Genomic DNA, 25,211 nt, shown 5'->3' with positions numbered 1-25,211 from the left:
GATGAAAGAAGAGTATTTGGGGGCAATTGGACGGTTGGAATGTGGCGGGCCTGCGACGGCTTTTTTGGTGTCGTCTAAAATGGCTTTGACTGCGAGGCATGCGATTGATGAGAATTTGGCGGAAGGTACGCCGATTGAGATAGAGTTTCCGAATTTGAATCCTCCGATGAAAATGTCGGCGAGGGTGTTGTTTCCGAAGAAAGCGAGAGAGGGTGTGGATGTAGCGGTTTTGGAGTTGGAGCGGGAAGTCTTGCATGCTGAGCCGCTGCCGTTGTGTATCCGGTCAATTAAACATGCTGACGATTGGTCAAGTTTTGGCTTTTCACAGACCAAACGAAAAAATGGGCAGGTATTTAAGGGCAGTGTATCACAGGTTATATCTGTCGCAACTGAAAAGGGTCAATTAGACCTTGATCTCACTTGTATTGAACCGCAGACCAGTGATTCAGAATATGATACAAAAGGAGCATCTGGTTCACCTATCTTTGTACATGAAAAAGTTATAGGGATTCTGAGTCATGAGATGCCAGGTGGGGCTATTGGGGCAGTAAGTGTGTTGAATTGTTGCTCAAGGTTGGATGAAGCCGGGATTCGGTTTGAAGATTATGGGGAGTTTCGGGAAGAAGAGTTTAAGTTCTTAATTGGTATGAAAGAACTGGGGAAAATAGGGTATGAGGAAGATGAAAACATTCCGTACCTTGAACCCTTTGGTCAGTGGTTGCCACTAGACCAATACGGGGGACAGGAAAAAGATGATGAAGAGAATCTACAACCATTAGATGATTTGGTAGAACAATATTTTTCCGAGAAACCTCGGTTTAATCTAAAAAAGGTACTTTTTGTAATATCGGATTTTGGTAAGGGAAAATCTTCATACTTTAGAAAACGGGCATCGGTTCTTGCAGAACAATACCTTTCGAAACAAACAGATTGGTTTCCAGTCTATTTTAATTTAAATGAATATAGTGATACTAAAGTATATCGAGAATCTAAATTTGGTTGTATTGGTCGGGTGTTATTACAACGACAGATTGATCTAAATGAACCATATTATCAAAGGAAGAAATTTGTTTTCTTTATCGATTCGCTTGATGAGTCAGGACGACTAACGCAGAGTGACCTGGATGAAGTATATAAAGATATGATGTTGATCAAAGGTTTGAAATATCATAGTCAGGACAGTGATCGTCTCATCATATCAACACGTCCGATCCATGTTGGTCAGTTAGTGGAAGAACGAATCCAAGCTAGTCAACCCTATATCAATCAAGACGAAGAGGCTTGTTTCCTGTCTCTTTATGGGTTTAAGAAAGAGCAATTTAATCAGTATTTAGCTTACACTCTATCGTCTATTCATATCGAAAACGAACTGATTCTCCATGAGTTTAACCGTGAAGTGATTCGAAGAGTAAAAGAGAATGAGGATACAAGTATTGCTGAATTCTTTCAAGAGAAAAACATTTTGAGTTCTAGCGAGATGCGTAGACCGATTTTTGGCTATATGATTTACAAATTGATTTCGAATAACTATGAAGTTGGACTCCCGAATCATGAGAAACTTGGGGTCTATCTATCATTTCTTGATTTGCTGACGAAAGAGGCCAAGTATCGGGAGGAGATGAAAGGCTACGGAAAGTTTTATCTACGTAAAGAACTGGAACACCGTGTCATATTGCAAGCTTCGGCCGTGCTGTGGATGTGTCAGAGAGATCACAACGATAATTCGCTCCTTTCTATTCACAACTTGCCAAAAATTATTACAGGGAATTATGAGTCTAAGGTAACGGAGCAAGAATCAAGCACGGTATATCAATATCTGGCTCACTCCTATATTGGTCATCAAAAAGAGGAGTTCTACTTTAATCATCAATCTATTGCAGAGATTTTACTTGCTGAGTACTATCTGAAAGTTATTCTTTATCATGCATTAGATCCAAGTGGAGATGTTGAAAAGGCGCGTGCGGAGCTGAATCTTGGGGAACCAACCAACCAAACGATAGATTTTTTTAAAGGTTTGCTTGTCCTCCTTTTGAATACGATATCTTGTAAAAATGATAAAGAAGAGCAAGTAATAAAATGTCGACGTTTTTTGTTTCCAATATTGGCGTCGTTGGGAGTTAACTCTTTCGGAAATCAGTTCGTGATACAGGAATATTCTAATAAAATAACGTGTATTGGAGAAAATTCGACTAAAGACATACCTCAAAAATTACTTTTTAGTGAATGGTTTTTTACTGATCACGAACGAAAAAAAGTAATTCAGTTTTGTCGTGATTTAATGAATTCTGATTATAGTTATCTATCGATTGATGATGATAGTGAATCTGAAATCGTTGGATTAACAAAGATAAGAATGAAATTAAAGTCTAAACGGAATAAAGAGGCTCCTGACATTGATAGGTGGATAACGAAAGTCACCTTAGAGTATCTTTCAAGATCGATAAAAGAGACTGAAATAAGTTCTATCAATTTTCGTGAGATGTTCTTGAATTGGCAACGTTTTTCTGAGGGCCGCCCTGATCCCAGATGGGCGAACCAACATGTATTTGGTCTGAAATACGAAGGTCAAGAATTAAATAGATTTTCTCTAGTTAGTGGTCTAGTGAGTAATATAAAATTAATTGATTGTTCTTTTGAAGGTGGATTGATTTCTGAATGTTTGATAGAAGACACGGTATTTTATGAGAGTGCTTTAGATGGGACACGATTTTTTAATTCAATTATTACGAATACCGATTTTTCAAAGATCTACCTACATGGTGCTTCTATTGTAGATTGTTTGATTTCAGGAGATAGTATTATGGCTGGAATCAGTGGAGATCGTGTCGCTTTTGATGAGAGTATCTTTTGGATGACAGTTATGCGGAACTCGAGACTTCGCTTTTCCACATTTAGAGACGCATTTTTTTATAAAGTTGATTTATCTAACTCAAATCTACAGAACGCCGATCTTCGTAACACTACGTTTATTAACGTATGCTTAAAGGGTGTCAACTTTGATGGTACTGACTTAAGAGGGGCAAAATTTGATAGGGATACTTATAGTGAGTATAAAGATCAAATTATTACAGGCTTTGGAAGCGGCGAAATAAAGATATTAACTAGTTCAGAAGTTCAATTAAGTATTAACCATATTTTAGACAGTGCTAATAAAAAAATTAACTGGTTTGAAAGATATGTATTTGAAAATAAAGAAGAGTTTCGAAATAGGGTTAAGTTATCAGTATAACTGAACGGTTATTCAATATTAAAAGGAGAAAAGCCCCCCAGCTTTTCTCCTTTTTTCATCCCCCCCACCCAAAAACCCCCACCACTCCACAGTGATAAAAATCACAATCCCACCCGCTCACCCCTGTTACACTTAACCCATCGAAAAGGAAATGGCCACTCCTTAAAACACAACGAAGCGAGATTTCAACAATGGACGTGATTTCACCAACGAACGTATAAAGAACAAACCAACGTGAAATCACCAACTCACCGAAATCCTCGCACCACACCTTTTCAGGAGGGAACACCATATGAATCGAGCATTCGCATCCAAACTCGCACGACGAGCCTTCTATATCGTAATCGCCTTATTGATCCTGACCTACATCACCACCCGAGCCTTCACCCACATCGACCTCGCCCTCTACGGCTACATGGTCGGGACCCTGACCTTCATCGGCGGCTTCCTGTACCGTTTCTCCGCCTGGGCCGAGCGTCCACCGACGAACATCATCATCAAAAAAGGCTTGAAGCTCCTGTTCCGCAAATCCACTCCAGCGACAACGGTTGATCACCTCGCCGTGTACAAGTTCATCTGGAACCGCGGCTGGTATCGCGCCTTGCAGCACGTTTTCCTCGGCTGGGGCTGTCTGTTGTCCGCAGCGGTGACCTTCCCACTGGTTTTTGGCTGGATGTACTTCACGATGGAGGAGAACGGCTACTACCACGTCGTCGGCTTCGGGATCGACCTGATGAGAGTCAAGGCAGACGGATTCATCGCGTTCCTGTTCTACAATGCGCTTAACATCACGGCTTTCATGGTGATCGCGGGTGTCTGCATGGCGCTGTACCGCCGCATCAAGAACATGCAGGCCCGTGCTGAACAGACGGTGATCTACGACTTTATGCCGCTTTATATGCTGCTGTTTATCTCCGTGACTGGCTTGGCGCTGACCTTCTCTAACATCTTTTTGCATGGGTTTGCTCATCCGGTGATCAGCATCATTCACCAGTTTTCTGTGATCGTGACCTTGATCTATCTGCCGTTTGGGAAGCTGGCGCACATCCCGTTCCGTCCGATGAGCGTGCTGGCCCGCAACTACCGCGAACATTATTCCGAGCAGGCGCCTAAGGCTTGCCGTTGCTGTAACAATACATTTGTCTCTGTTGAACAGTCCAATGACGTAATCGATGTACTCAAGCAGAATGACATCAACTTCAAAACACCGGAAGGCTACCATCTGGCCGAGCTTTGTCTCCCGTGCCGCCGTAAGTACCGCATGGCCCGCTTTACCGGTATTCAGACCCACATGGTTCAAGTGAAGGAGGCTAACCAAAATGCCAAAGGATAAATTTTTCAAAGAGATTCCCAATGTCGTGCACCCGAATGAAAAGCTGGTCAGCACCCACTGCTCCTACTGCGGGATGCAGTGCGGGATGAAGCTGCGTGTCGATACGACGCAGAATAAAATCATCGGGGTGGAGCCGCGTTATGATTTCCCGGTCAACCTCGGGAAGATGTGTCCAAAAGGGGTCACCGCCTACCAACAGGTGAACCACCCAGACCGTATTGAGCGCCCGTTGATCCGTGATGATGCTTCATTGAAAGGCACGCCGGACGGTTTCCGCGAAGCATCTTGGGACGAAGCACTGGATCTGATCGTGAAGCGTTTCAAAGAATTGCAGGACAAATATGGCAAAGACACCTTGTCCGTATATTCCGGCGTATCCATGACCAATGAAAAATGCTACTTGACCGGTAAATTCGCCCGCGTGGCGCTCCAGACCCGCTATATTGACTACAACGGACGCTTCTGTATGTCATCTGCAGCGGCTGGGTTTAACCGCAGTCTCGGGATTGACCGTGGTTCTACGGTTCCGTGGACAGATATTAACCAGACGGATTGCCTGTTCATCGCGGGTTCCAATGCGGCAGAGTGCCATCCGACGAGCATGTTCCGCATCTGGGAAGTGCAGAACCGTGGCGGCTACCTGATCGTCGCTGACCCGCGTGAGACTCCGCTGGCCCGACGTGCTGATATCCACCTCGACCTGCGTCCGGGTACAGACCTGGCACTTGCCAACGGGATGGTGCATCTGCTGATCAAGAACGGCCATATCGATGAAGCGTTCATCCGCAATCACACCAATGGTTTTGAAGATACAGCTGAGCTTGTGAAGGAATTCACACCTGAGTACGTGAGTGAAATCACTGGTATTGATGCTGATAAAATCATCCGCGCCGCTGACATCTACGGCCGCGCACCAGAAGCCATCGTGATGTTCTGCCGTGGTGTCGAGCAGCAATCCAAGGGGACGGACAACGTATCCGGCTACACCAACATGGCGCTCATCACCGGTAAGATCGGTCGTCCGAAATCTGGTGTCGCGACCTTCACCGGCCAAGGGAACGGGCAGGGTGGCCGTGAGCACGGGCAAAAAGCCGACCAGCTCCCAGGCTACCGCAAGATGGACAATCCGGATCATGTGCGAGAGGTCGCTTGCATGTGGGGCATTCCAGAAGAAGAGATGCCGCAAAAAGGGGTCTCTGCCTACGAGATGTTCCAATTGATGATCGACAAGACGATCCGCGCCAACTATCTGCTCTGCTCCAACCCGACGGTCAGTGCACCGAACCAGCACCATGTGCGTGAAGCATTCAAGAGCCTTGATTTCATGGTCTGCTGCGACTTTTATCTCTCTGAATCTGCAGAGTATGCCGACGTCGTACTGCCTGTGTCCACTTGGGCGGAGGACGATGGTACGACGACCAACCTCGAAGGCCGCGTGATCCGTCACCGTCAGGCACAGGACTGGTATGCCGAGTCCAAGCCAGACTGGTGGATTCAGATCGAGATCGCGAAGCGGATGGGCCGTGGGCAATATTTTGAACATCTGAAAAATCCAGCCGACATCTTCGACGAGCTTCGCCGCATGTCCAAAGGCGGTACAGCCGACTACTCCGGTATCACCTATGAAAAAATTGATGAGCAGAACGGTGTCTTCTGGCCTTGCACCGATGAGAACACCCAAGGCACACCGCATCTGTTTTTAGATAAAAAATTCTACACCAAAGACCAACGCGCTCTCATCTGTGCACTGCCATACCGCCCACCTGCGGAAGAGCCGGATGCTGAGTATCCGCTCCGCTTAACCACCGGACGTGTCGTGTTCCACTATCTGTCCGGTAACCAGACCCGCCGCATCCCGTTCCTCAAAGCGATGTATCCAGATCCACTGCTTGAGGTACACCCAGAGACCGCGAAGCAATACGGCATCGAGCATGACGAAGTGGTACTGCTCAAGACCCGCCGCGGTGAAGTCCGCTACAAGGTCAAAATCATCGCTGCGATTCGCCCAGACACCGTGTTCGTCCCTTATCACTGGGGCAAAGAGGAGTCTGTCAACCTGCTGACCAACCCAGCGCTCGACCCATACAGCCGCATGCCGGAGTTCAAGGCGTGCGCGGCACAGATCATCAAGTTGGAAGGGGTACTACACAATGGGTAAATCCGTTTTATATATCGAGATGGAGAATTGCATCGGTTGCCGCAGCTGTCTCGCCGCCTGTACCCAGTGCGGCGGACACGACAACCGCAACCGTAACTATGTCTATGAAGTCGATCCGTTCAACAGCCGCCAGACGATCCCGCTGATGTGCCTGCACTGTGTCAATCCGGCCTGCGCCCGCAGCTGTCCGGCCCAAGCGATCCAGATCGCAGACACAGGTGCCGTCCTCTCCGCACTGGTGGAGAAATGCATCGGCTGCCAGAACTGCACGATCGCTTGTCCGTACGGGATTCCGAAGTTTGACGAAGAGCAGAACCTGATGTACAAATGCGACCTCTGCTACGACCGCACCAAAGACGACATTCCGCCGATGTGTGCATCTGTATGTCCGACCAACACGCTGCAATGGCTCAGCGAAGAAGAGCTTGCCGAAAAACAAGCCCAGCACAAGCTCGCCAACGGCAAATGGACAGCCAGCATGGAGCCTGCGCTCGAAGGTGAGACCAACGTGAAGATCAGCCTGCCTGGTATCCTGCAGGGCAAAGCAAAACTGTTCTAAATTCAAATCGATGCGTGTTGAAACAAATAGATACCGGGCATCCAAAAGGTCTGTCAGCAACCATGCCCGGACATGCTGAAAGAGGAGGAAGGAACATGGAAGACAACAACAAGCGAGTAACCGTCCGCGAACAGGACGATAACTATACACACAACATCGTACGGCTCAACGAACGCAGTCTTGACCGCCGTGGCTTCATGAAGACAATGGTAGGGGCAGCAGGTCTGTTCGCCATCTCTACACTGCCATGGGGCGGACTTGCGGCGAAGCAGCTTTTTGCCAAGGAAGAGAATCCGTTTCCGAAGAAAAAGATCGCGGATGTAGCCACACTGGCCAAAGGCGAAGCGATGGAATTCCACTATCCGTCTGAGCACGAAAGCGCCCTGATCATCCGTGTCGGCGAAAACGAGTACAAAGCCTACCAAAACGCCTGCACCCACCTGAAATGTCCGGTTTTCTGGGGCAAAGAGGAAAAAGAATTGCTCTGCCCGTGCCACCATGGTAAATTCGACGTAATGACAGGCAAGCCAGTAGCAGGCCCACCTCGCCGCCCGCTGCCAGAAATCACGGTGCAAGTAGAAAATGGCGTGATCTATGCAACGGGGGTGAAGCCGTATGAAGCGTAGTTATGTCGGTGTGCTGCTGTTGTGCCTCGTGGTTTTGATGAATATCATTTTTACACAGTATGCGGTCAATTTCTTTTACGCGCAGAAATATATCAACGTAATTCTGCTCTCTCTGGGGAATGTGGGACTGTTCCCGATTGCCTGGTTGATTTATAAGAAGGAAAAAAATCAGGGCGGAGTGAGATGACAGCGGCAGACAAGTTGCCACAACCCGATAGATAATCGGTAACAATCATCAACGTAATGGACGAACATCGAAGCAGGAGGTGAAGCAAGCTATGAACAGCATCAACCGTCATGACCAGTCTACCACGATCCAACAGCTGTCCAGCCACCTGTCCGCACTGGTATCACGTCAGATGATCATCAAAATCTCCGACCACGCCGAGGACGCCGAGCAACAGCCAGCCCCGGTGATCCAGCGCGAATACGTCAAGTGGGGGCTGACCGAGGATGGTGAGCATGTCCGCCTCTACATGGACCCGCATCAGTTCATCGCGGTGCCGATTGCAGCGGGACAGGTGGAATGGACCGTACAGGAGGACGGGACACACACATTGACAGCAGAGGATAAGCGAGGGAAACTACAGTATGAAATTCGATTTGTACCATAAGCCTGCCATCCACACACCCGTGATCCTGCAATTCGTCGGCTACTCCAACTCCGGCAAGACCACGCTGATCGTCAAGCTACTCGAACGCCTGCAGGTACGCGGGTTCAAGGTCGGCGTGATCAAGCATGACGGGCACGAGTTCGAGATCGATCACGAGGGCAAAGATACGTATCGCTACCGGATGGCCGGAGCGTCGATGGTAGCGATCCAGTCGCAGAGCCAGACAGCATGGATTGAGCGCCAATCGGTAGAGCTGCCCCAGTTGGTCAGACGGATGGAGGCTGCGGGGGCGGAGATTATTCTAATAGAAGGCTTCAAAACAGCCACTTACCCAAAAATCGCCGTCTTGCGCCGCCTGGAGGATACCGAGCTGCTGCGGATGATCTCCAACTGTGTCGCGGTAGCGAGCTGGTTCGACTATTCCAATCAGATCGATGTGCCAGTGTATGACATCAATGATGTGGATGCGATTGAGGAGTTTATGTTTACGCGAGGGCGAGAGAACGGGCAAGGCCAAATGGATTAGGCGGCGGAAGCAGGGCAGAGGTCTGTGATAGACTGGGCTGGCTTCCGTTTTTGTGCTGGGTAAGGAGGGAACAAGATGATTGGAATCATTCTCGCGGGTGGACAGTCCCGGCGGTTTGGCCGTCCAAAAGCGCTGGCGGAGTACAACGGGAAGTTTTTTTATGAGTATGCGGTCGAAGCGTTGGAGCCGCATGTGGAGAGGATTCTGCTGGTAAGCCAGCCGGAGCTGACACAGAGGTATGACGGGGATGCACGGTTGACGGTCATCGAAGACGAGCCTGACGTGCGGGGAAATGGGCCGCTGGCGGGACTGTATTCGGCGATGCGGTATGTGGGTGGTGAGCCTGCCACAGACAACAGCGGCGAAGCGAGCAAGCAGGAGTGGTACGCGGTTCTGGCTTGTGACATGCCGCAGGTGACAGCAGACGTGATGGGCAAGATGGCAGAAATGGCAAGGATAGCAAAGTTTACAGGGATATCGGAGTTCGAGAATCAGACTGAGAGTCGTTGCGGCATGTTACTAGAGGCTGAGCATGTCCTTACAGTCGAGAGGGAGACTGGCATTACCACTAACGCTGGCACAACGAACCCCAACACGCACACCCATTACGACGCCATCGTCCCACTCATCGCAGGCAAACACCAACCACTCGCCGCTCTGTACCACCACCGCACGTACCCGCTGATCCGCGCCAGTCTCATCGCAGGAGACTACCGCATGATGGCATTCCTTAACCAATGCCGCGTGAAGTACGTCACCGAACAGGAACTCGGCGTACCCGCAGACGTGTTCCGCAATGTGAACGATCAGACCGAATATCAAAAACTGCTGGCAGAAGAATGAGGTAAGTAGAATACATATAAAGATAGAAGCTTTTGTATCATTTTCAACGGAGGTGAACCGGCGGGATGAAGGAGAGAGGAACCCCGATACAGGTGGAGGAAGCGTTGGAGCGTATTTTGCATACGATCTCACCGCTTGGCACAGAAAAAATAGACCTCGGCGCTTGTGATGGCCGTCGATTGGGCGAGGATGTGTGTGCTGCGTACGATCTGCCGCCATTTGACCGCTCCCCTTATGACGGATATGCCGTGCGGGCTGAGGATACATATGAGGCAAGTCAGGAGCATCCGGTTACGCTTGAGATCATCGAGGAGATCCCAGCCGGGCGACTGGCCCAGCGTGCATTGCGAGCCGGACAGGCAAGCCGCATCATGACCGGAGCCAAGCTCCCTGTGGGGTGTGATGCAATCGTGATGCAGGAGCTGACACAGGTGGTTGAGCGCGACGGGAAGCGCTATGTGCTGATCAAGCGCCCGTTTCGTCCGGGGGATCACATCAGCTATCAGGGGGAAGAATGTGCGCGCGGGACTCTGCTCGTGACCCAAGGCACGGTGATCAATCCAGGTGTCAAAGCACTGCTCGCCGCTTTTGGCTATGCTCAAGTTCCGGTGATGCGGCAGCCGCTCGTCGGTGTGCTTGCCACGGGTACGGAGCTGGTCGGCGTGGACGAACCACTGCCAGCGGGCAAAATCCGCAACAGCAATGCCACGATGATCGTCTCGCAGATCAAGCGCAGCGGTGCTGTCGCGGTCAACTACGGACGTGCCGACGATGAGATCGGGGCCGTGACGGCGAAGATCAAACAAGCGATGGAAGAGGTGGACATCGTCATCACCACGGGCGGTGTGTCGGTCGGAGATTATGATTTCGTCCCGACGATCTATGAAAAGCTGGGGGCTGAGCTTCTCTTCGACAAAGTAGCGATGCGCCCAGGCAGTGTCACCAGTGCGGCGCGGCTCGGCGATAAGCTGTTGATCGGCCTGTCCGGCAATCCGTCTGCCTGCTATGTCGGCTTCGAGCTGTTCGTCCGCCCGCTGATCCGCAAGCTGACAGGTGTCACAGATCCGCGCTGGCAGGCGGTCGAGGCGTTCCTCGCTGCCGATTTTCCCAAGGCCAATCCGTTCAACCGCTATGTCCGCGCCAACGTCTCTTTTCAAGGCGGCATGCTGATGGTGGAGCCATCTGGCAAGGACAAATCCAATGTGATGTCATCGCTTGCTTCCTGCAATGCGTTGATGCTTTTGCCGGGAGGTACGCGCGGCTTTGAGCGGGGGGCCAAGGTGGAGGTCTATCTGTTGGACACGTTGGAGCCGTAGCGTTACAGCGTTGTATCAAAAGGAAAGCCAGCGGAGACGGATCTGTGAATCAGCTCGGAGACAAATCTGTGAATGAGCCCGGAGACGGATCTGTGAATCAACTCGCAACCGAATGTGAGAAAAGCAGGTATAAAAACCCCGCTCCTAGCCGAACAATGGAGGTAAAAGGCCAAAAGAGGGGGATACCTGCCGATGAATCACGATAAAGACTATGACCGTGACTACGACCGCGAAGATGTGGTCAACGAACAGATGCTGCGCGATATCCTGCAGCGTTCGCTGGATCAGGAGAACGAGCTGATGCGCAACTACCTGATCGTCGCCGACCGCATCCATCATGATGAGGAGCTGAAGCACCGCCTGCGCAATTTTGCTGAGGGCAATGCCAAGCGGACCCGTCAGCTCGAAGACGAAATTCATAAGCTTACGTAAAAACTGGTTGTTTGCTACAACTGGTTTTTTTGTTTTACAACTCCAACTGCTCCCGAATCAATGTCGCCACCCGTTCCCAATAACTCCGCTGATGTGGCACGAACCGCTCCCGTCCGAGCGTCTGGTGAATCGCAATCTTTTCACCGTCTTCCCCAATCTCGAAGCCATCCACGACCAGCTCGTCCACTTCCCCGAAGCAGAACTGATAAAAGCTCCCGAATTCCACCCGGACCATACCCGATACTTCTTCCTTTTGCAGCTTAAATGAAAAATCCTCGAACGCATTTTTACTTGGGTACAAGAATACATGCGAAAATTCATTATCAATAAATCCTTCTCGGCGCAGACAATTCTCAATCACACCCAAGGACACCAGCTCGTCAAACGACACGTCAATCCCGAGCTCCTCCTGCACCTCTCTGACACCGTCCTGCACGGTTTCATCTGACAGCAGATGTCCGGCCGCCGTGATGTCTAAGAGATTGGGATAGTCCTTTTTGCCTGCACTGCGAATCTGAAAATAAATCATATCGACGCCATTCTCCTGACCCGTCAGCCAGCATTGGAAGGTCTCATGCCAGTGTCCGACCCGGTGAACTTCCCCGCGGCTAGCGACGCCGATGGGCTGATGCTGGTGGTCAAAGATCGTGAGTGTTTCGGTTTCCATGATTTGTTACTCCTTTAGCTTTTTGATAGTGACGAACATCACAATACGACTTCTGCTGATCAAGTAGGATATAAGTGTGGCCACCCGAACAACACAATGAAAACTAACAACTACGAAAAACACATCCATGTGAAATATCCGAGGGAGAGGAACATACATGATACGCAAGCTACAATTACCGCTGCAAACAATGAGTCTTGTCGCTGGTTTTATGGTCTGGGTTATTTTATCATCCTTGATGCCTTTTATTAAAGAAGATTTGGGACTGGCTCCCGGCGATATCGCTTGGATTACCGCCATCCCTGTCCTGCTCGGCTCGATCCTGCGTATCCCGATTGGGTACTGGACCAACCGATACGGGGCGAAGCGGGTGTTTAGCATTAGCTTCTTCTTGCTCCTGATACCGATTTTTCTCGTGAGTCAGGCAGACACCACCCTGATGCTGATGGCAGGCGGTCTCTTCTTGGGGATTGGCGGCGCGATCTTCTCAGTCGGTGTTACCTCTTTGCCGAAATATTATCCAAAAGAAAAGCACGGCGCTATCAACGGGATTTATGGCGCGGGGAACATCGGTACGGCGATCAGTACGTTTTTTGCCCCGGTGATTGCCAAGCAGATCGGCTGGAGCGCAACCGTACAGCTGTATCTGGTGCTGGTCGTGGTATTTGGTGCACTCAACCTGATGTTTGGTGATAAGAACGAGCCGAAAGTCACCGCACCGCTCGGCCAACAGATCAAAAGTGTCTATAAAAATCAGAAGCTGTGGTTCCTGAGTCTGTTCTATTTCGTCACATTCGGTTCTTTCGTTGCCTTCACGGTTTATCTGCCGAACTTCCTTGTTACTCATTTTGAACTGGATAAAGTCGATGCAGGTATGCGTACAGCTGGTTTCATCCTGCTGGCGACCCTGGCCCGTCCAATCGGTGGCTGGCTTGGTGACAAAATGAACCCGTTCCGCGTCTTAATGATGGTGTTCGCAGGTCTGACCTTGGGCGGTATCCTGCTCGCGTTCTCTCCGGCGATCACGCTCTATACGATCGGATGTCTGCTGATTGCCCTGTGCGCAGGGATTGGGAACGGTGCGGTGTTCAAGCTTGTACCGCTTTACTTCTCCAAACAGGCTGGGATCGTCAACGGAATCGTCTCTGCGATGGGTGGTCTCGGTGGTTTCTTCCCGCCGCTCGTCCTCACCGCGCTGTTTAAAATGACGGGTCACTACGCGATCGGTTTCATGGCCTTGTCCCAATTCGCACTCTGCTGCTTCATCATCGTGATCTGGATGTACTTCCAAGATAAGCTGGTGCTCGCCAACAACGTCATGGAAAACACCGGCGAAGCGATCCTCATCACCGACACACAAGGCGTAATCACCTACGTCAACCCGGCGTTCAAACGCATCACCGGCTTTGAAGATACCGATGTGATCGGCAACCGTCCAAGTGTGATGCAATCCGGCAAGCAAGGAAAAGAGTTTTACGAACAAATGTGGAAGGAACTGATCGAAAACGGCTACTGGGAAGGGCAGATCTGGAACCGCCGCAAAAACCAAGAGCTCTTCCTGGAGTGGTTGACCATCAGTGCGATTCGCGACGAAGCAGGCGACGTGAAATATTACGCGGGGATGTTCAGTGATATCTCCAAAGCGCAAAGGGCTTAAGTCTGCTGAACTGCTGATATGGCAGGGATTGATTTTGAAATGTACAGAGAAACGGGCTAAAAAAAAGAGAATACAGGTATAACAAAAAGCACTCTGGCCCACTATCCTTTGGATATGTGGGCTTTTTTGACGTTTATCACCATGTAAAACGAATGGCATTAAAAGCTTGATTCACTACCGTTTGGGCCGTTTGAATATTGTTACCGTCGCAAGTGCCGATGATAACCTCCCACCATCGATTAGGGACAGGATGAGAAAGGTGAGCAATGGATATGAAACACCCGTTTTTGGTACCCGAAATGTCTGCAGCTACACGTACATTAGTAAAGCCTCGTCTCGTCAATTCCTCTGCAATTCGTTGTCTTTGCAGTTGTAATCGGTTAAAGTCTCCATAGGTGACACCTTCATTGCCGAGGCTGGTCATCCACCATAATGCTGGCATAGATATTCCTCCTTCGGTTGATTCGTAAGGTTCCTATTTTGCTAATCTTGCTCGATTTATGGTATGGAATGGTTACCTGTCTCGTTCGCCTAATTATGAACATGTCCATGACCCGCGTCTCTGGTGCTATAATATGGATATCGAACGACAGCAAGGAGGCCACCCAACCATGACACAAGAAAAGAAATACCAAGCCCTGCACGACAACAAAATCTTCATCGGCGGAGCAGCCGACGTCCAAGCGATGGTGGAGAACGAGCAGATCGACGTGATCGTTGACCTTCGCGGCGAAGCAAAGGAATGCGCATATCCAGAGGCAAAAGCAGAGTGGGTGCAGATTCCGCTCGGCGATGAAGCGACCGAGCCACAGGATGTACTATTCCAAAGGGCGATTCAAGAAGTGATCGATGCCTACCAAAGCGGGAAAAAAGTCGCCTTTCACTGCAACGGCGGACGTGGACGCACCGGCGCAGTAGCGGTGGGCACGTTGCTGAATCTCGGGCTGGCAGACAGCCTTGCCGATGCGGAGGATAAGGTGAAAGCGATCCGTCCAGAGATTAATATCAAGCCGAAGCAGAGAGAGTCACTTGCGAAGATGTATCCGAACGGCTAGGCCAGAATCAGCCGAAAAAAGCGTTTCCCATCCTACTGAGACGGGGAACGCTTCTTTTCGTTTTGGTTGCTGCGGACTATTTCGACCCGCTCCTGCAAAAAATCCAACCAATCCCGCAACAGCGACCCCTGCGCCTTTTGCCTATGCTTAGGGTAGACAACATACAGCTCCCGTGCTGGCATTGTCAGCTGTGCCTGATACGGCACGACCACCAGTTTGCCGCTCTCCACATATTCCTGACCCACTGCACGGGAGACGAACCCGATGCCTTTCCCTTTTGTCAAAAAATCAAGCAAGAGGGACGCGTGATCGATTTCCATACTCGGAATATGCGGATGCCCCATCTCCGCCGCAAACCATTCGGTATATGGGGAACCCCAGTCGAGGTGCATCATCGGCAGGGTGTGCAGATCAGCTGCGGTCAGTGGTGTGGGGGGAAGCTCCAAATCAGGATGGGCGACCAGAATCATCTCGTCGCTGTAGAGCAGATTGACCTCCAGACCCGGATTTTGCGGTGGTACGTAGACGATGCCGACGTCGCAGATGCCGTCGAGCAGCATCTGGATGATCTCATTGGAGTGGCCGGTGACGAGGCGAAAAGCGGTCTTCGGATGTGCTTCGCGAAACTTATGGACGATTGGCCCAAGCAGGTAATCCCACAGCGAATGCGTGCTGCCGATGACAAACCGCTCGTGGTAGCGCGGCTCCAGCTGGGTGGTCACCTCACACTCCCGCACCAGCTCCATAATCCGCTTCACATAGGTGTGGACGACATGTCCGGTGGGGGTCAGCTCGACGCGTTTGTTGGTACGGACAAAAAGCGGGTTGCCAAGCGACTGCTCCATTTGTTTGATGCGGGTGGTGATTGTGGATTGTGTCACATGGAGCAGCGCTGCGGCGCGGGTGAAGTTTTTGGTCTGTACGACAGCGAGGAATGCCCTCATTTGTTCCAGTTCCATCAGGTCGCCTGCCTTTGTCGGATAATGATGATCGATTTTTTTGATGATAACGATAGATTCATTTCATTTTTACATCGTAGGTTTCTATATTACTATAAAAGTACAAATGTTGGACAGGTGGATGGGCAGATGGAATCGCGTAACAACTGAACCGGTAAACACGTTGAAGGGGAGTCATTATGGGAGAGTGGAAGCAGTATTTGAGTGAGAATCAGACGAAGCATCTGGAACAATGGAAGGATTTTTTGCGGATTCCCAGTGTGAGCACGATGTCGGAGCACCGAGGTGATATGGAGAGAGCCGCTCATTTTCTGGCGGAGCACCTGCGAGGGGTGGGATTGGAGCATGTGCGGGTGATGAGTACGGCGCAGGAGCTGGAGAACGTGCGGACATCTACGGCGCAGCAACAGGAGTACATGTCAGGATTTGAAACTTCGCAACAGGGCCGGGATAGCACGTCCCACCCCGTCGTCTACGCTGACTGGCTTCACGCACAGGGACGGCCGACCGTACTGATCTACGGACACTATGACGTCCAACCTGCCGAGCCGCTGGAGCTGTGGCAAAGCCCGCCTTTTGAACCGGAAATTCGGGACGGTATGCTCTACGGACGCGGTTCGAGCGACAACAAAGGCCAGATTTTTATGCATCTTCAAGCGATGGAAGCACTACTCAAGACGGCAGGCGAATTGCCGGTCAATATCAAGCTCGTCATCGAGGGTGAGGAGGAGATCGGGAGTCCGAATCTGCCTGCTTTTCTCATCTCACATCAGGACATGCTCCAAGCCGATCTGCTGGTCATCTCCGACACAGCGATGCTTGAAGCGGATCAGCCGGCGATCTGCTATGGATTGCGGGGACTTCTTTCGTTCCAGCTGGATGTAGATGGGCCCAAGCAAGACCTCGCATCCGGCTTCTACGGCGGTGCGGTGCACAATCCGGTTCATGCCCTCGCACAGTTGGTGGCTTCGATGCATACACCAGACGGAGCGGTCGCCATTGAAGGTTTTTATGATGGTGTAAACGAGATTAGTGAGGATGAACGGCAAGTCATCGCCTCGCTCCCACAGGATGATGCCGCGTTAGCGAGCCATCTCGGTGTCCCGCAGCTCTACGGGGAAAAAGGCTACACCACGCTGGAGCGCCGCTGGGTACGACCGACACTGGAGGTCAACGGCATCTACGGCGGCTACCAAGGCGAGGGAGAGAAGACGATCATCCCCGCCGATGCCCATGCCAAAATCTCATGCAGACTGGTGCCGAACCAGCATCCCGACCGCATTTTTTCGATGATTCAGGCACATATCGAGCGCCATACCCCGCCAGGCGTGCGTGTCACCGTCACCCAGACAGGAGCTGGGCTGCCGTATGTGACTCCGCATGATCATCCTGCGGTACAACTGGCGGCACAAGCGTTGGAGCAGGCTTTTGAGGCCCAGGTATCCTTCATCCGCGCGGGCGGGAGTATTCCGATCGTGGAGACGTTCGCCACTCAATTCGGCCTGCCGATTGTGCTGATCGGCTTTGCTCTGCCCACCGCCAATGCGCATGGTCCGAACGAGCATATGTCGTTGTCTCATATGGAAAAAGGAACGCGTGCCCTGTGCCGATACTGGGAGCTGTTGGGACAGCAAGGATAGCGATGACAGAAAAAACACGAAACAGACCAAAGGAGCGTCGAACCAAATCATGTACTCCATCAACTACCATATCCAGCAACTCACCTGCCTGCGCTGCGGCAGGTCTTACGCCACCAGCGATTTTCCCACAGGCTGTCCGGCTTGTCTGTCTGAGGGGACTCCAGCTAGTCTGCACCCGCAGTATGACCAGAATCATTTTCAGATCAATCCGGATGCCGAGCGGATGATGCGCTACCGTGACTGGCTGCCGTACCGGAGCTTCCCTACGCTAGGCGAGGGGGGCACGCCGCTGTTGAGACTGCCTGATCTGGCGAAAGAAGCGGGACTCACCCAGCTCTGGCTCAAAAATGAGACGGTCAATCCCACCGGCTCCCACAAGGACCGTTTTTCCCCATTCGTCATCGCCCGCGCGCTGATGCTGGGCCGACAAGGCGTGATGATTGCATCCAGCGGCAATGCAGGGCTGTCGCTTGCGGCTTATGCGGCACATGCGGGTCTTCGCTGCATCCTGTTTACGACAGCGGCGATCAGCCCGACGATCCGCCAAACGGTCGAGGCGACAGGCGGCGAGGTGAGGATCACAGAAACTGACCGGGAGCGCTGGGATCAGATCAGGCAGCTGGCCGAGGAACAGTGCTACTACCCGGCGACCAACTTCATTTTTCCGCCCGTCGGCTCCAATCTCTATGGCATCCAAGGCTACAAAACCATCGCGTACGAGCTGTTCGAGCAATGGGGCAGAGACGTGCCATCCGTCGTCGTCGTGCCGACTTCTCGCGGTGATCTGCTGTGGGGCATCTGGCAGGGCTTCAAGGATCTGCACCGGACAGGCCGGATCAACCGTCTGCCTCGGATGGTTTCGGTCGAACCATTTGCCCGCCTGAGCCGTGTGTTGGACGAAGGGATGAAGTACACAAGCGAGTTTCCCGGCTCCACGACCCTGTTCTCCATCGGCGGCAACTGTGTAGCCTACCAAGCCGTACAGGCGCTGCAAGAGTCCGGCGGCTGTGCCATCGAGGTGGACGCAGAGGAAGCAGCGGGGGCGATCCGTCGTTTTGCCCGGAGCGGTCTGTTCCTCGAAAGCTCGTCAGCCACCGTCCTGCCCGCCGTACAGCGGTTGAGTGCCAGTGGATGGATCGGCGCAGAGGATAGCGTGGTAATGATCGGAACTTCACACGGGTTTAAAGGATTATAGTATTTCAGATTGCCCGAATTTTTAGTATGATGAGGAAAGAAAAATGTACCAGGAGAATGCTCATGACCTTTCCCGTTTTTATTGACATCGGTTTCATGAAAATTCACCCGCATTTTCTGTTTGAAGCATTGGCTTACTTCATCGGAGCGCGGGTGTATTTTTTTACGCGCCGCAAGGAAAAGATTCCCTTCACCAAAGCCATGTCGATCATCGCCGGGATGACGGTGGGAGCGGCACTGGGTTCGAAGATTCTGTACTGGTTTGAAGACCCTGTTCAGACCATGCAGAACCTGACCAATCTGCCCTACCTGATGGCTGGCAAAACCATTGTCGGTGGTCTGCTCGGCGGACTGATCGGGGTGGAGCTGACCAAGAAGCTGGTCGGACACAAAAGCTCCACCGGCGACGACTTCGCGATTCCCGTGATTGTCGGGATGGCGATTGGGCGCATCGGCTGCTTTCTCACCGGGCTGTCGGATCACACCTACGGCATTGAGACGACATGGGTGACGGGCGTTGATTTTGGAGATGGGGTGTACCGTCATCCGACACAGCTGTATGAGATCGGTTTTCTCATGCTGTTGACCGGATTCCTCATCTATGCCAAGAAAAAGGCGCTGTACCCGTGGGAAGGAAGCCGCTTCCAGCTGTTCATGCTGGGCTACCTGTTTTTCCGCTTTGCGATTGATTTCATCAAGCCGACCCCGCACGTCTTTTTCGGGATGAACAACATCCAGATTGCTTGCGTGCTTGGTCTCATCTATTACATCCAACTTTTCCGGCACAAAGCCATGGTTGCAAAGGAGATGCCATATGCCCCATAACCGACCGTACCTGTTTCTCGAACTGACCAACAGCATCTGCTCCACCTGTCTGCGTAAAGTGGAGGCCAAAGTCATTATCGAAGACGAGCGGGTCTACCTGCTCAAGCACTGCATGTCACACGGAAGAGAAAAAGTGCTGATCTCTACCGATGTCGAGTACTACAAACAGTGCCGCGACTTCATCAAGCCTTCCGAGATGCCATATCGCTGGAACACCCCGATCAAATACGGCTGTCCCTATGACTGCGGCATCTGCCCGGATCACGAGCAGCATTCCTGTCTGACGCTCGTCGAGGTGACAGACAAGTGCAATCTGCAATGCCCGATTTGCTACGCCGAGTCCAGCCCGAAAAAAGAAACCTTCCGCACGCTCGAACAGATCGAAGCGATGTTTGACGCCATCGTGAAGAATGAAAAAGAGCCGGACATCGTCCAAATCAGCGGGGGAGAGCCGACGATCCATCCGCAGTTTTTCGAAATCCTCGACATGGCGAAGTCCAAGCCGATCAAGCACATCATGCTCAACACCAACGGCCTGCGGATCGCGCAAGACCGCGAGTTCACGAAGCGGCTCGCGAGCTACGCGCCGGGCTTTGAGATTTACCTGCAATTCGACAGCTTCGAGGAAGATTCTCTGCGCGAGCTGCGTGGTGTAGATCTGCGCGAGGTACGTCGCAAAGCGATTGAGCATCTCAACGAATTCAACCTGTCGACCACCCTTGTCGTTACCCTGAAAAAAGGTCTCAATGACCACGAAGTCGGCAAGATTATCCAATATGGACTCAAGCAGCGTGCTGTGCGCGGTGTGACGTTCCAACCGATCCAGGCAGCGGGCCGACTGGAGGATTACGACCCGTCCACCGACCGTCTGACCCTGAGCGAAGTGCGCCAGATGATCATCGACCAATCCGAGGTGTTCAGCGCCGCCGACATCATCCCTGTGCCATGTCATCCAGACTGTCTCGCGATGGGCTACGCACTGAAGATGGGGGACAAAGTACAGCCGCTCACCGGCCTGATCGACCCGAAAATCCTCTTGGAAGGCGGACGCAACACCATCGTGTTCGAACAGGATGAGAATGTCCGCGATATGATTTTCAAGCTGTTTTCACTTAATCATTCCCCGCTGTCCTCCGCACTCTCGCTCAAAGACCTGCTCTGCTGTCTGCCACAGGTCGTCGTACCGGGACAGATCGGCTATGACAACGTGTTCCGCGTCATCATCATGCAGTTCTTAGATGCCCATAACTTCGACATCCGCTCCGTGAAAAAATCATGCGTCCACATCGCCCATCCAGACGGCCGGATCATTCCGTTTGATACCTACAACCTGTTTTACCGCGATGACAAGGAAAAGGAACTGATGAAAATCCGCGACGAGCGGGCCGGACAGGTATTCATCTAATCCCGATAGATGTACACGCATTCTCAATTAAAAGGAGAACACACCTATGGATGACAAAAATTCCAATTGGTCATCAGAGCCATATGGCTACTCCCCGCACAATCCACCGCCGGAAGACAGATTCGGCACGTTAAAAGGGATGCTGATCGTCGCTGGCTGCCATCTTTTCTGGTTCTTATTTCCAGTAGCATACATCATCATCGGCTTGGCTCAGCTCGTGTATGTCATCCCGTTCGCGATCTATTTTTACAAGAATGGCCGAACCAATATGTTCAACGGAATTCTAATTGGCGCCGCGATTACGTTCTTGTTGAATGCGGCATGCTTCGGCTTGTTCTTCAGCGGCAATTTTTGAGTTTCCTGGTTGAGTGGTTCTTTGGGTGGGAACACAGGATTCGGACAAAAAGGAGAGATCACGCTTGGACGATTCTCAACAGAAAGATCCATCCCAAGTCACCCCCGCCGATGCGCCACAAGAGCGGAAATTGAATTGGGGAAAGCTGCTCCTGCAAATTTTCTACGGATTCGCCGTCACCTTCGCTGTGCTCGTCGGGCTTGTGCTTCTGCTGATGTCTGCCTGCTACGGGTTTTTGTATCTGTCATGATTTTCTTCATATGTACAGCCAAAAGGAGGCCCGCTGCAATCGGCGGCCTCCTTCGGTTTTCCTTACCCTTTGAGCGACAGCAACCAATCGGCGTAGCAGTTGTCACACAACACTTCGAAGCGCTCTTCGTCCCCTGTTGTGTTGTAGAGGGTGATTGCGTGACCGGACTCTGAATCGTGTTCGCAGTGAAAGCATTTGTACGCCATATGGTGCCTCCTCCTCATCGTCCAACGTGAAGTTTGTCCGTGTAAGGAACAGGTATAGTGTGTGTACTTAGGGAGAGATCATGTCACGCTGTTTTTGCCAGTAAAAAAACCCCCTTCCAGTCCCAGAGCAAAAATGCCCGAAGATCCAGAAGAGGGTGGGGGTGAACCTTAAGCTTTAGCTATACGCCTGGCATCGGTTCGCCTTTTTCTGATTCCGTTGGTTTCACATCTGGCTTCAGACGGAATACCGGAACCATCGAGAGCATCGCGAGGAAAAAGAACAATCCGGCAGCTTCATACACAGCCACGAGCGAAAAGACCTCTTTCATCCATCCTGCCAAGCTCATTGAGATGACCATCATACCCATGAACAGCGGGCTTAACACACCGTTGACACGACCGACGAAGGCTTCCTCGGTGGATTTGAGCATCAGTGTGTTGATCCCGATGTGCACACATGGGAAGAAGAAGCCTGCGATGAACTGCAGGACGAGGGTCAGGGTAAGGTTGGTTGACAAACCAATTCCCGCAACCGTCAAAGCAGAGGAGAGAGTACCGAGCATCAACAGCTTTTGTGGAGCCACCTGTTTGGAGAGACCCATGACGACACCGCCGCCGATCAGCATTGCTGTACCATAAGTGGCCATCATCCATTGGAGATACTCTTTTGGCAGCCCTAACCGTTCCACCACGATAAAAATCCCCAGTGTCTGCAAAATCCCTACGGCTACCCCGGCAAAAGCAAAGCAGAGACCGAGGTGACGCAGCATTTTTTTGGAGAGAACATAGCGGAAGCCGTCCACCATCTCTGTCCAGACTTGTGTAGCAGGCTTATCCGTTGTCTCCTTCTGATCAGCGGGGAGGAAATACAATACCGCCGCCGACAGCAGGAACATCACGCCCATCACAGCAATCGAAACCGTGATTCCAAAGGTCTGGAATACGTACGTCCCAAGCACCGGACCGATGATCATGAAGATCGCCATGATGGTCTGGAACATCGCCATCCCCGCCTGCAGCTGTTCAGCAGGAATATGCACCTTGAACAGCTTCATCGCGGAAGGTTGGGAAAATTGGGACAGAATCGCGGACACCAGTGTCGCAAAAAAGACCGCTCTCCATGATCCATACATCAGTGTGAACAAGACGAAGAAGACGGATAACGCACTTAAGATGTCACACCAGATCATGGTCAGCTTTGGACGCCAGCGGTCTGCAAACGTGCCGCCGATAAACGAAAACAAGAAAATCGGGGCAAACTCCGCAACCGAAATCATCGATACGGCATACGGGTCATTATTGGTCTGCTCCATGACGAACAGCAGGATTGCGAAGTTTCGCACCCATACCCCCACTTGCAACAAGATGGCCGATGTCATTATGACGCGGACAAATTTGTTCTGGAAAAAGTTGCCCTTCGACACCGTTGTTTCTGCCATCATTCATCACTCCCTTTATCTCGTCGGGTGCATCTGTATGTATGAGCCCAACATTTGGTATACCAACTAATTTTACGTGGATGTGGAGAGATGGTCAATTGTATTCCTGATTGTTGGGGTAAAAATAAAAAAATGTAAATATATATATCAAAATATTATTGTAAGAAAGTTACCAATCAGAGGAACAGGCAGATATTTGGTTTGATGCAAAAGCTTTAGAAGAAGATTCAGAGTAAAGGGGGAGCAATCGTGAAACTTCTACAAGACTTAATCGATCCATCACACAGCAGTTGGCAAAACCTGTTGGACATGCACAGCCAAGCCAAACACTCAGTAGAAATTCTTCCAACAGAAGGGAATACCCGTGATCAAGTCCTCCTACAACTTCAGGTGACTACCAAATCGCTCCTGGGTGCTGTCGCTTACTATACAGGTGGAATCTTGATCCAACATGGATGGCTTCGCATTCTTGGTGCAGGACATCAGTGTCTGCCGCGTGATCTTGCGTCATGGAACGGCTTCTCAACAGAGACAGAGGACATCACCTCACACAGGATTCCCGGCGTATTGCTTATCGCGGACGATGTCCTGGGTGGATTCTTCGCCCTTAATGGAGGCGCGTTGACTGGGGAACTCGGTCACGTGTTTTATCTTGCTCCTGATACGTTAGAGTGGGAAAACCTTGAGATGAGCTACTCATCCTTTATCCATTGGGCCTTGGTTGGTGATCTCAATCGCTTTTACGAGACGTTTCGCTGGGATAACTGGATAGAGGATGTCAAGAATATCGGCGGTGACCAAGCCCTCTCGGTTTATCCCTATCTGTGGGCGGAGGGGCCGGACATGAATACACGTTCCAAAAAGACGGTTCCAATTGAAGAATGCTGGGGCATGACGCTTGATTTCCAAGCACGATTCCAAAAAAGAGAATAGTACATCTTTCCTTTTTTATTCACATTAGTACCATTCGTGTAAATAGACCAGAAAATTAATAAAATACACTCTAACATTATTGGAATCTATATTCTTTTCGTATATAATGTGATACAAATGGTAAAAACAGGACGATAGTGGCACGACAAAATGGATAGCTTCCTGACTCCCACCTGTTGTTTCTATTACCAAACACCTATATATCGAAAAGGAGCCAGGGACATATGACGACAGGGAACGAACTGGGTTTGCTGCGCAGACATGAGATCGAACAGGGAATTGGTGTACCGGATTGGGGAGTCGGGGCGTATGAGGCACTCAAGCAGGACATGCTTGGGGAAGAGAGTCCGTTTCCCTGTATTTTTGGGGTAGAGGGGTTTCGGGCGGACACGCTTTGCTACAGCTTTATCGGCGAACCGACAGAGGAGCAGGCCCTTTTTCAGTTGCGTGATCAACTGATCCGCTATACAGAAGGGTACAGGCAGTTGGGCCGTAATACCTCGCTGGTCGCTTTTTTCCAGCCGATGCAGGAGATACAGACCATGGACCAATATGAGCGAATTTTCTGGGATGTGATTCATTTCCTGCATAAGCACGATCCGCAAGCATGGCCCAGGCAGATTCCGCATGACACAGGGAGTCATCTGTGGGAGTTTTGTTTCAACGGGGAGCCGATTTTTGTCGTGTGCAACACACCAGCGCACGAGATACGCAAGAGCCGCAAAAGCAAGACGTTCATGATTACGTTTCAGCCGTTGTGGGTGTTCGACGAGTTGACAGGGGAGCGGGGGCTAAGAGCGGTGCAGGCTGTCCGCCAACGTCTCGCTTCCTATGATAAGGTCGGGGCGCATCCGGCGCTGGGGCTGTATGGGGAAGAGGACAAGCTGGAATGGAAGCAGTATTTTCTCAAGGATGACAACAGCTCCCCCACACAGTGTCCATTTCACGCACTGCATAAAGAGAAGAAAGCAGAAGGGAAGGGGGCATAAC

General features: G+C 51.1%; 26 protein-coding genes. 21 read left to right on the top strand and 5 right to left on the bottom strand.

Features of this window, described 5'->3' with window-relative positions:
• Position 1: 1 nt before the first annotated feature.
• From FGI41_RS03480 to FGI41_RS03430, 11 genes are all read left to right on the top strand, one after another.
• Positions 2 to 3,229, top strand: a complete 3,228-nt coding sequence (locus FGI41_RS03480) for a pentapeptide repeat-containing protein (RefSeq protein WP_139488567.1) — start codon at positions 2 to 4, stop codon at positions 3,227 to 3,229.
• Between the two features lie 292 nt (positions 3,230 to 3,521).
• Positions 3,522 to 4,562, top strand: a complete 1,041-nt coding sequence (locus FGI41_RS03475) for a hypothetical protein (RefSeq protein WP_139488566.1) — start codon at positions 3,522 to 3,524, stop codon at positions 4,560 to 4,562.
• A complete protein-coding gene (locus FGI41_RS03470; protein ID WP_139488565.1) occupies positions 4,549 to 6,720 on the top strand; it encodes a molybdopterin oxidoreductase family protein in 2,172 nt (723 codons plus the stop codon). The genes FGI41_RS03475 and FGI41_RS03470 overlap by 14 nt, the downstream gene beginning before the upstream one ends.
• Positions 6,713 to 7,279 carry a 4Fe-4S dicluster domain-containing protein gene (locus FGI41_RS03465; RefSeq protein ID WP_139488564.1) on the top strand — a complete coding sequence of 189 codons (567 nt, stop codon included), beginning with the start codon at positions 6,713 to 6,715 and terminating at the stop codon, positions 7,277 to 7,279. The genes FGI41_RS03470 and FGI41_RS03465 overlap by 8 nt, the downstream gene beginning before the upstream one ends.
• Before the next feature lie 95 nt (positions 7,280 to 7,374).
• Entirely contained in the window at positions 7,375 to 7,905 is a 531-nt protein-coding gene (locus tag FGI41_RS03460) for a Rieske (2Fe-2S) protein (protein ID WP_139488563.1), read from the top strand.
• Positions 7,895 to 8,092, top strand: coding sequence for a hypothetical protein (locus tag FGI41_RS03455; protein WP_139488562.1), 198 nt, complete (start codon positions 7,895 to 7,897; stop codon positions 8,090 to 8,092). The genes FGI41_RS03460 and FGI41_RS03455 overlap by 11 nt, the downstream gene beginning before the upstream one ends.
• A gap of 91 nt (positions 8,093 to 8,183) precedes the next feature.
• The gene (locus FGI41_RS03450) at positions 8,184 to 8,519 is read left to right on the top strand and encodes a hypothetical protein (RefSeq protein WP_139488561.1); all 336 of its coding nucleotides are present in this window, start codon (positions 8,184 to 8,186) and stop codon (positions 8,517 to 8,519) included.
• Positions 8,497 to 9,045, top strand: a complete 549-nt coding sequence (gene mobB / locus FGI41_RS03445) for a molybdopterin-guanine dinucleotide biosynthesis protein B (RefSeq protein WP_139488560.1) — start codon at positions 8,497 to 8,499, stop codon at positions 9,043 to 9,045. The genes FGI41_RS03450 and mobB overlap by 23 nt, the downstream gene beginning before the upstream one ends.
• A 75-nt stretch (positions 9,046 to 9,120) precedes the next feature.
• Positions 9,121 to 9,888, top strand: a complete 768-nt coding sequence (gene mobA, locus FGI41_RS03440) for a molybdenum cofactor guanylyltransferase (protein WP_139488559.1) — start codon at positions 9,121 to 9,123, stop codon at positions 9,886 to 9,888.
• A 65-nt stretch (positions 9,889 to 9,953) separates the two neighbouring features.
• Positions 9,954 to 11,204 carry a molybdopterin molybdotransferase MoeA gene (locus FGI41_RS03435; protein WP_139488558.1) on the top strand — a complete coding sequence of 417 codons (1,251 nt, stop codon included), beginning with the start codon at positions 9,954 to 9,956 and terminating at the stop codon, positions 11,202 to 11,204.
• Between the two features lie 192 nt (positions 11,205 to 11,396).
• Entirely contained in the window at positions 11,397 to 11,636 is a 240-nt protein-coding gene (locus FGI41_RS03430; RefSeq protein ID WP_139488557.1) for a hypothetical protein, read from the top strand.
• A gap of 34 nt (positions 11,637 to 11,670) precedes the next feature.
• On the opposite strand, the gene FGI41_RS03425 is transcribed toward FGI41_RS03430, so the two are convergent.
• The gene (locus FGI41_RS03425) at positions 11,671 to 12,303 is read right to left on the bottom strand and encodes an NUDIX hydrolase (protein ID WP_139488556.1); all 633 of its coding nucleotides are present in this window, start codon (positions 12,301 to 12,303) and stop codon (positions 11,671 to 11,673) included.
• A 157-nt stretch (positions 12,304 to 12,460) separates the two neighbouring features.
• On the opposite strand from FGI41_RS03425, the gene FGI41_RS03420 reads away from it, so the two are divergent.
• On the top strand, positions 12,461 to 13,960 hold the full coding sequence (locus FGI41_RS03420) for a nitrate/nitrite transporter (RefSeq protein WP_139488555.1): 1,500 nt from the start codon (positions 12,461 to 12,463) through the stop codon (positions 13,958 to 13,960).
• A gap of 136 nt (positions 13,961 to 14,096) precedes the next feature.
• Here FGI41_RS03420 and FGI41_RS03415 read toward each other — a convergent pair whose 3' ends face one another.
• Complete coding sequence (locus FGI41_RS03415; protein ID WP_139488554.1) at positions 14,097 to 14,402, bottom strand: hypothetical protein; 306 nt, start codon at positions 14,400 to 14,402, stop codon at positions 14,097 to 14,099.
• Positions 14,403 to 14,571: 169 nt separating this feature from the next.
• On the opposite strand from FGI41_RS03415, the gene FGI41_RS03410 reads away from it, so the two are divergent.
• Complete coding sequence (locus FGI41_RS03410) at positions 14,572 to 15,015, top strand: protein-tyrosine phosphatase family protein (protein ID WP_139488553.1); 444 nt, start codon at positions 14,572 to 14,574, stop codon at positions 15,013 to 15,015.
• A 32-nt stretch (positions 15,016 to 15,047) separates the two neighbouring features.
• On the opposite strand, the gene FGI41_RS03405 is transcribed toward FGI41_RS03410, so the two are convergent.
• Positions 15,048 to 15,974 (bottom strand): LysR family transcriptional regulator, encoded by a 927-nt coding sequence (locus FGI41_RS03405; protein ID WP_139488552.1) that lies wholly within the window; start codon positions 15,972 to 15,974, stop codon positions 15,048 to 15,050.
• A gap of 179 nt (positions 15,975 to 16,153) precedes the next feature.
• Between FGI41_RS03405 and FGI41_RS03400 the strand changes: the two genes are divergently transcribed.
• The 6 genes from FGI41_RS03400 to FGI41_RS03375 all read left to right on the top strand — a co-directional run bounded on the left by FGI41_RS03400 (position 16,154) and on the right by FGI41_RS03375 (position 21,643).
• A complete protein-coding gene (locus FGI41_RS03400; RefSeq protein WP_139488551.1) occupies positions 16,154 to 17,614 on the top strand; it encodes a dipeptidase in 1,461 nt (486 codons plus the stop codon).
• Between the two features lie 49 nt (positions 17,615 to 17,663).
• A complete protein-coding gene (locus FGI41_RS03395; RefSeq protein WP_139488550.1) occupies positions 17,664 to 18,809 on the top strand; it encodes a threonine synthase in 1,146 nt (381 codons plus the stop codon).
• A 62-nt stretch (positions 18,810 to 18,871) separates the two neighbouring features.
• Entirely contained in the window at positions 18,872 to 19,633 is a 762-nt protein-coding gene (locus FGI41_RS03390; protein ID WP_139488549.1) for a prolipoprotein diacylglyceryl transferase, read from the top strand.
• Positions 19,623 to 21,038 (top strand): radical SAM protein, encoded by a 1,416-nt coding sequence (locus FGI41_RS03385; RefSeq protein WP_139488548.1) that lies wholly within the window; start codon positions 19,623 to 19,625, stop codon positions 21,036 to 21,038. Before FGI41_RS03390 ends, FGI41_RS03385 begins: the two co-directional genes overlap by 11 nt.
• A gap of 46 nt (positions 21,039 to 21,084) precedes the next feature.
• Entirely contained in the window at positions 21,085 to 21,393 is a 309-nt protein-coding gene (locus tag FGI41_RS03380) for a hypothetical protein (protein WP_139488547.1), read from the top strand.
• Positions 21,394 to 21,457: 64 nt separating this feature from the next.
• Positions 21,458 to 21,643, top strand: coding sequence for a hypothetical protein (locus FGI41_RS03375; protein ID WP_139488546.1), 186 nt, complete (start codon positions 21,458 to 21,460; stop codon positions 21,641 to 21,643).
• 62 nt (positions 21,644 to 21,705) lie between these two features.
• Here FGI41_RS03375 and FGI41_RS24730 read toward each other — a convergent pair whose 3' ends face one another.
• On the bottom strand, positions 21,706 to 21,849 hold the full coding sequence (locus tag FGI41_RS24730; protein ID WP_176560103.1) for a hypothetical protein: 144 nt from the start codon (positions 21,847 to 21,849) through the stop codon (positions 21,706 to 21,708).
• Positions 21,850 to 22,028: 179 nt separating this feature from the next.
• Positions 22,029 to 23,288, bottom strand: a complete 1,260-nt coding sequence (locus FGI41_RS03370) for an MFS transporter (RefSeq protein WP_139489030.1) — start codon at positions 23,286 to 23,288, stop codon at positions 22,029 to 22,031.
• Positions 23,289 to 23,537: 249 nt separating this feature from the next.
• On the opposite strand from FGI41_RS03370, the gene FGI41_RS03365 reads away from it, so the two are divergent.
• Both FGI41_RS03365 and FGI41_RS03360 read left to right on the top strand, forming a co-directional pair.
• Entirely contained in the window at positions 23,538 to 24,221 is a 684-nt protein-coding gene (locus FGI41_RS03365) for a DUF2625 family protein (protein ID WP_139488545.1), read from the top strand.
• Positions 24,222 to 24,445: 224 nt separating this feature from the next.
• Positions 24,446 to 25,210 carry a YqcI/YcgG family protein gene (locus FGI41_RS03360; RefSeq protein WP_139488544.1) on the top strand — a complete coding sequence of 255 codons (765 nt, stop codon included), beginning with the start codon at positions 24,446 to 24,448 and terminating at the stop codon, positions 25,208 to 25,210.
• The last annotated feature ends 1 nt before the right edge of the window (position 25,211 follow it).

Source organism: Brevibacillus dissolubilis, from assembly GCF_006170445.1.
Taxonomy (GTDB): Bacteria; Bacillota; Bacilli; order Brevibacillales; family Brevibacillaceae; genus Brevibacillus_B; species Brevibacillus_B dissolubilis.
The sequence above is the reverse complement of the archived record's forward strand: the minus strand, read 5'-3'. Positions and strand labels throughout refer to the sequence as shown.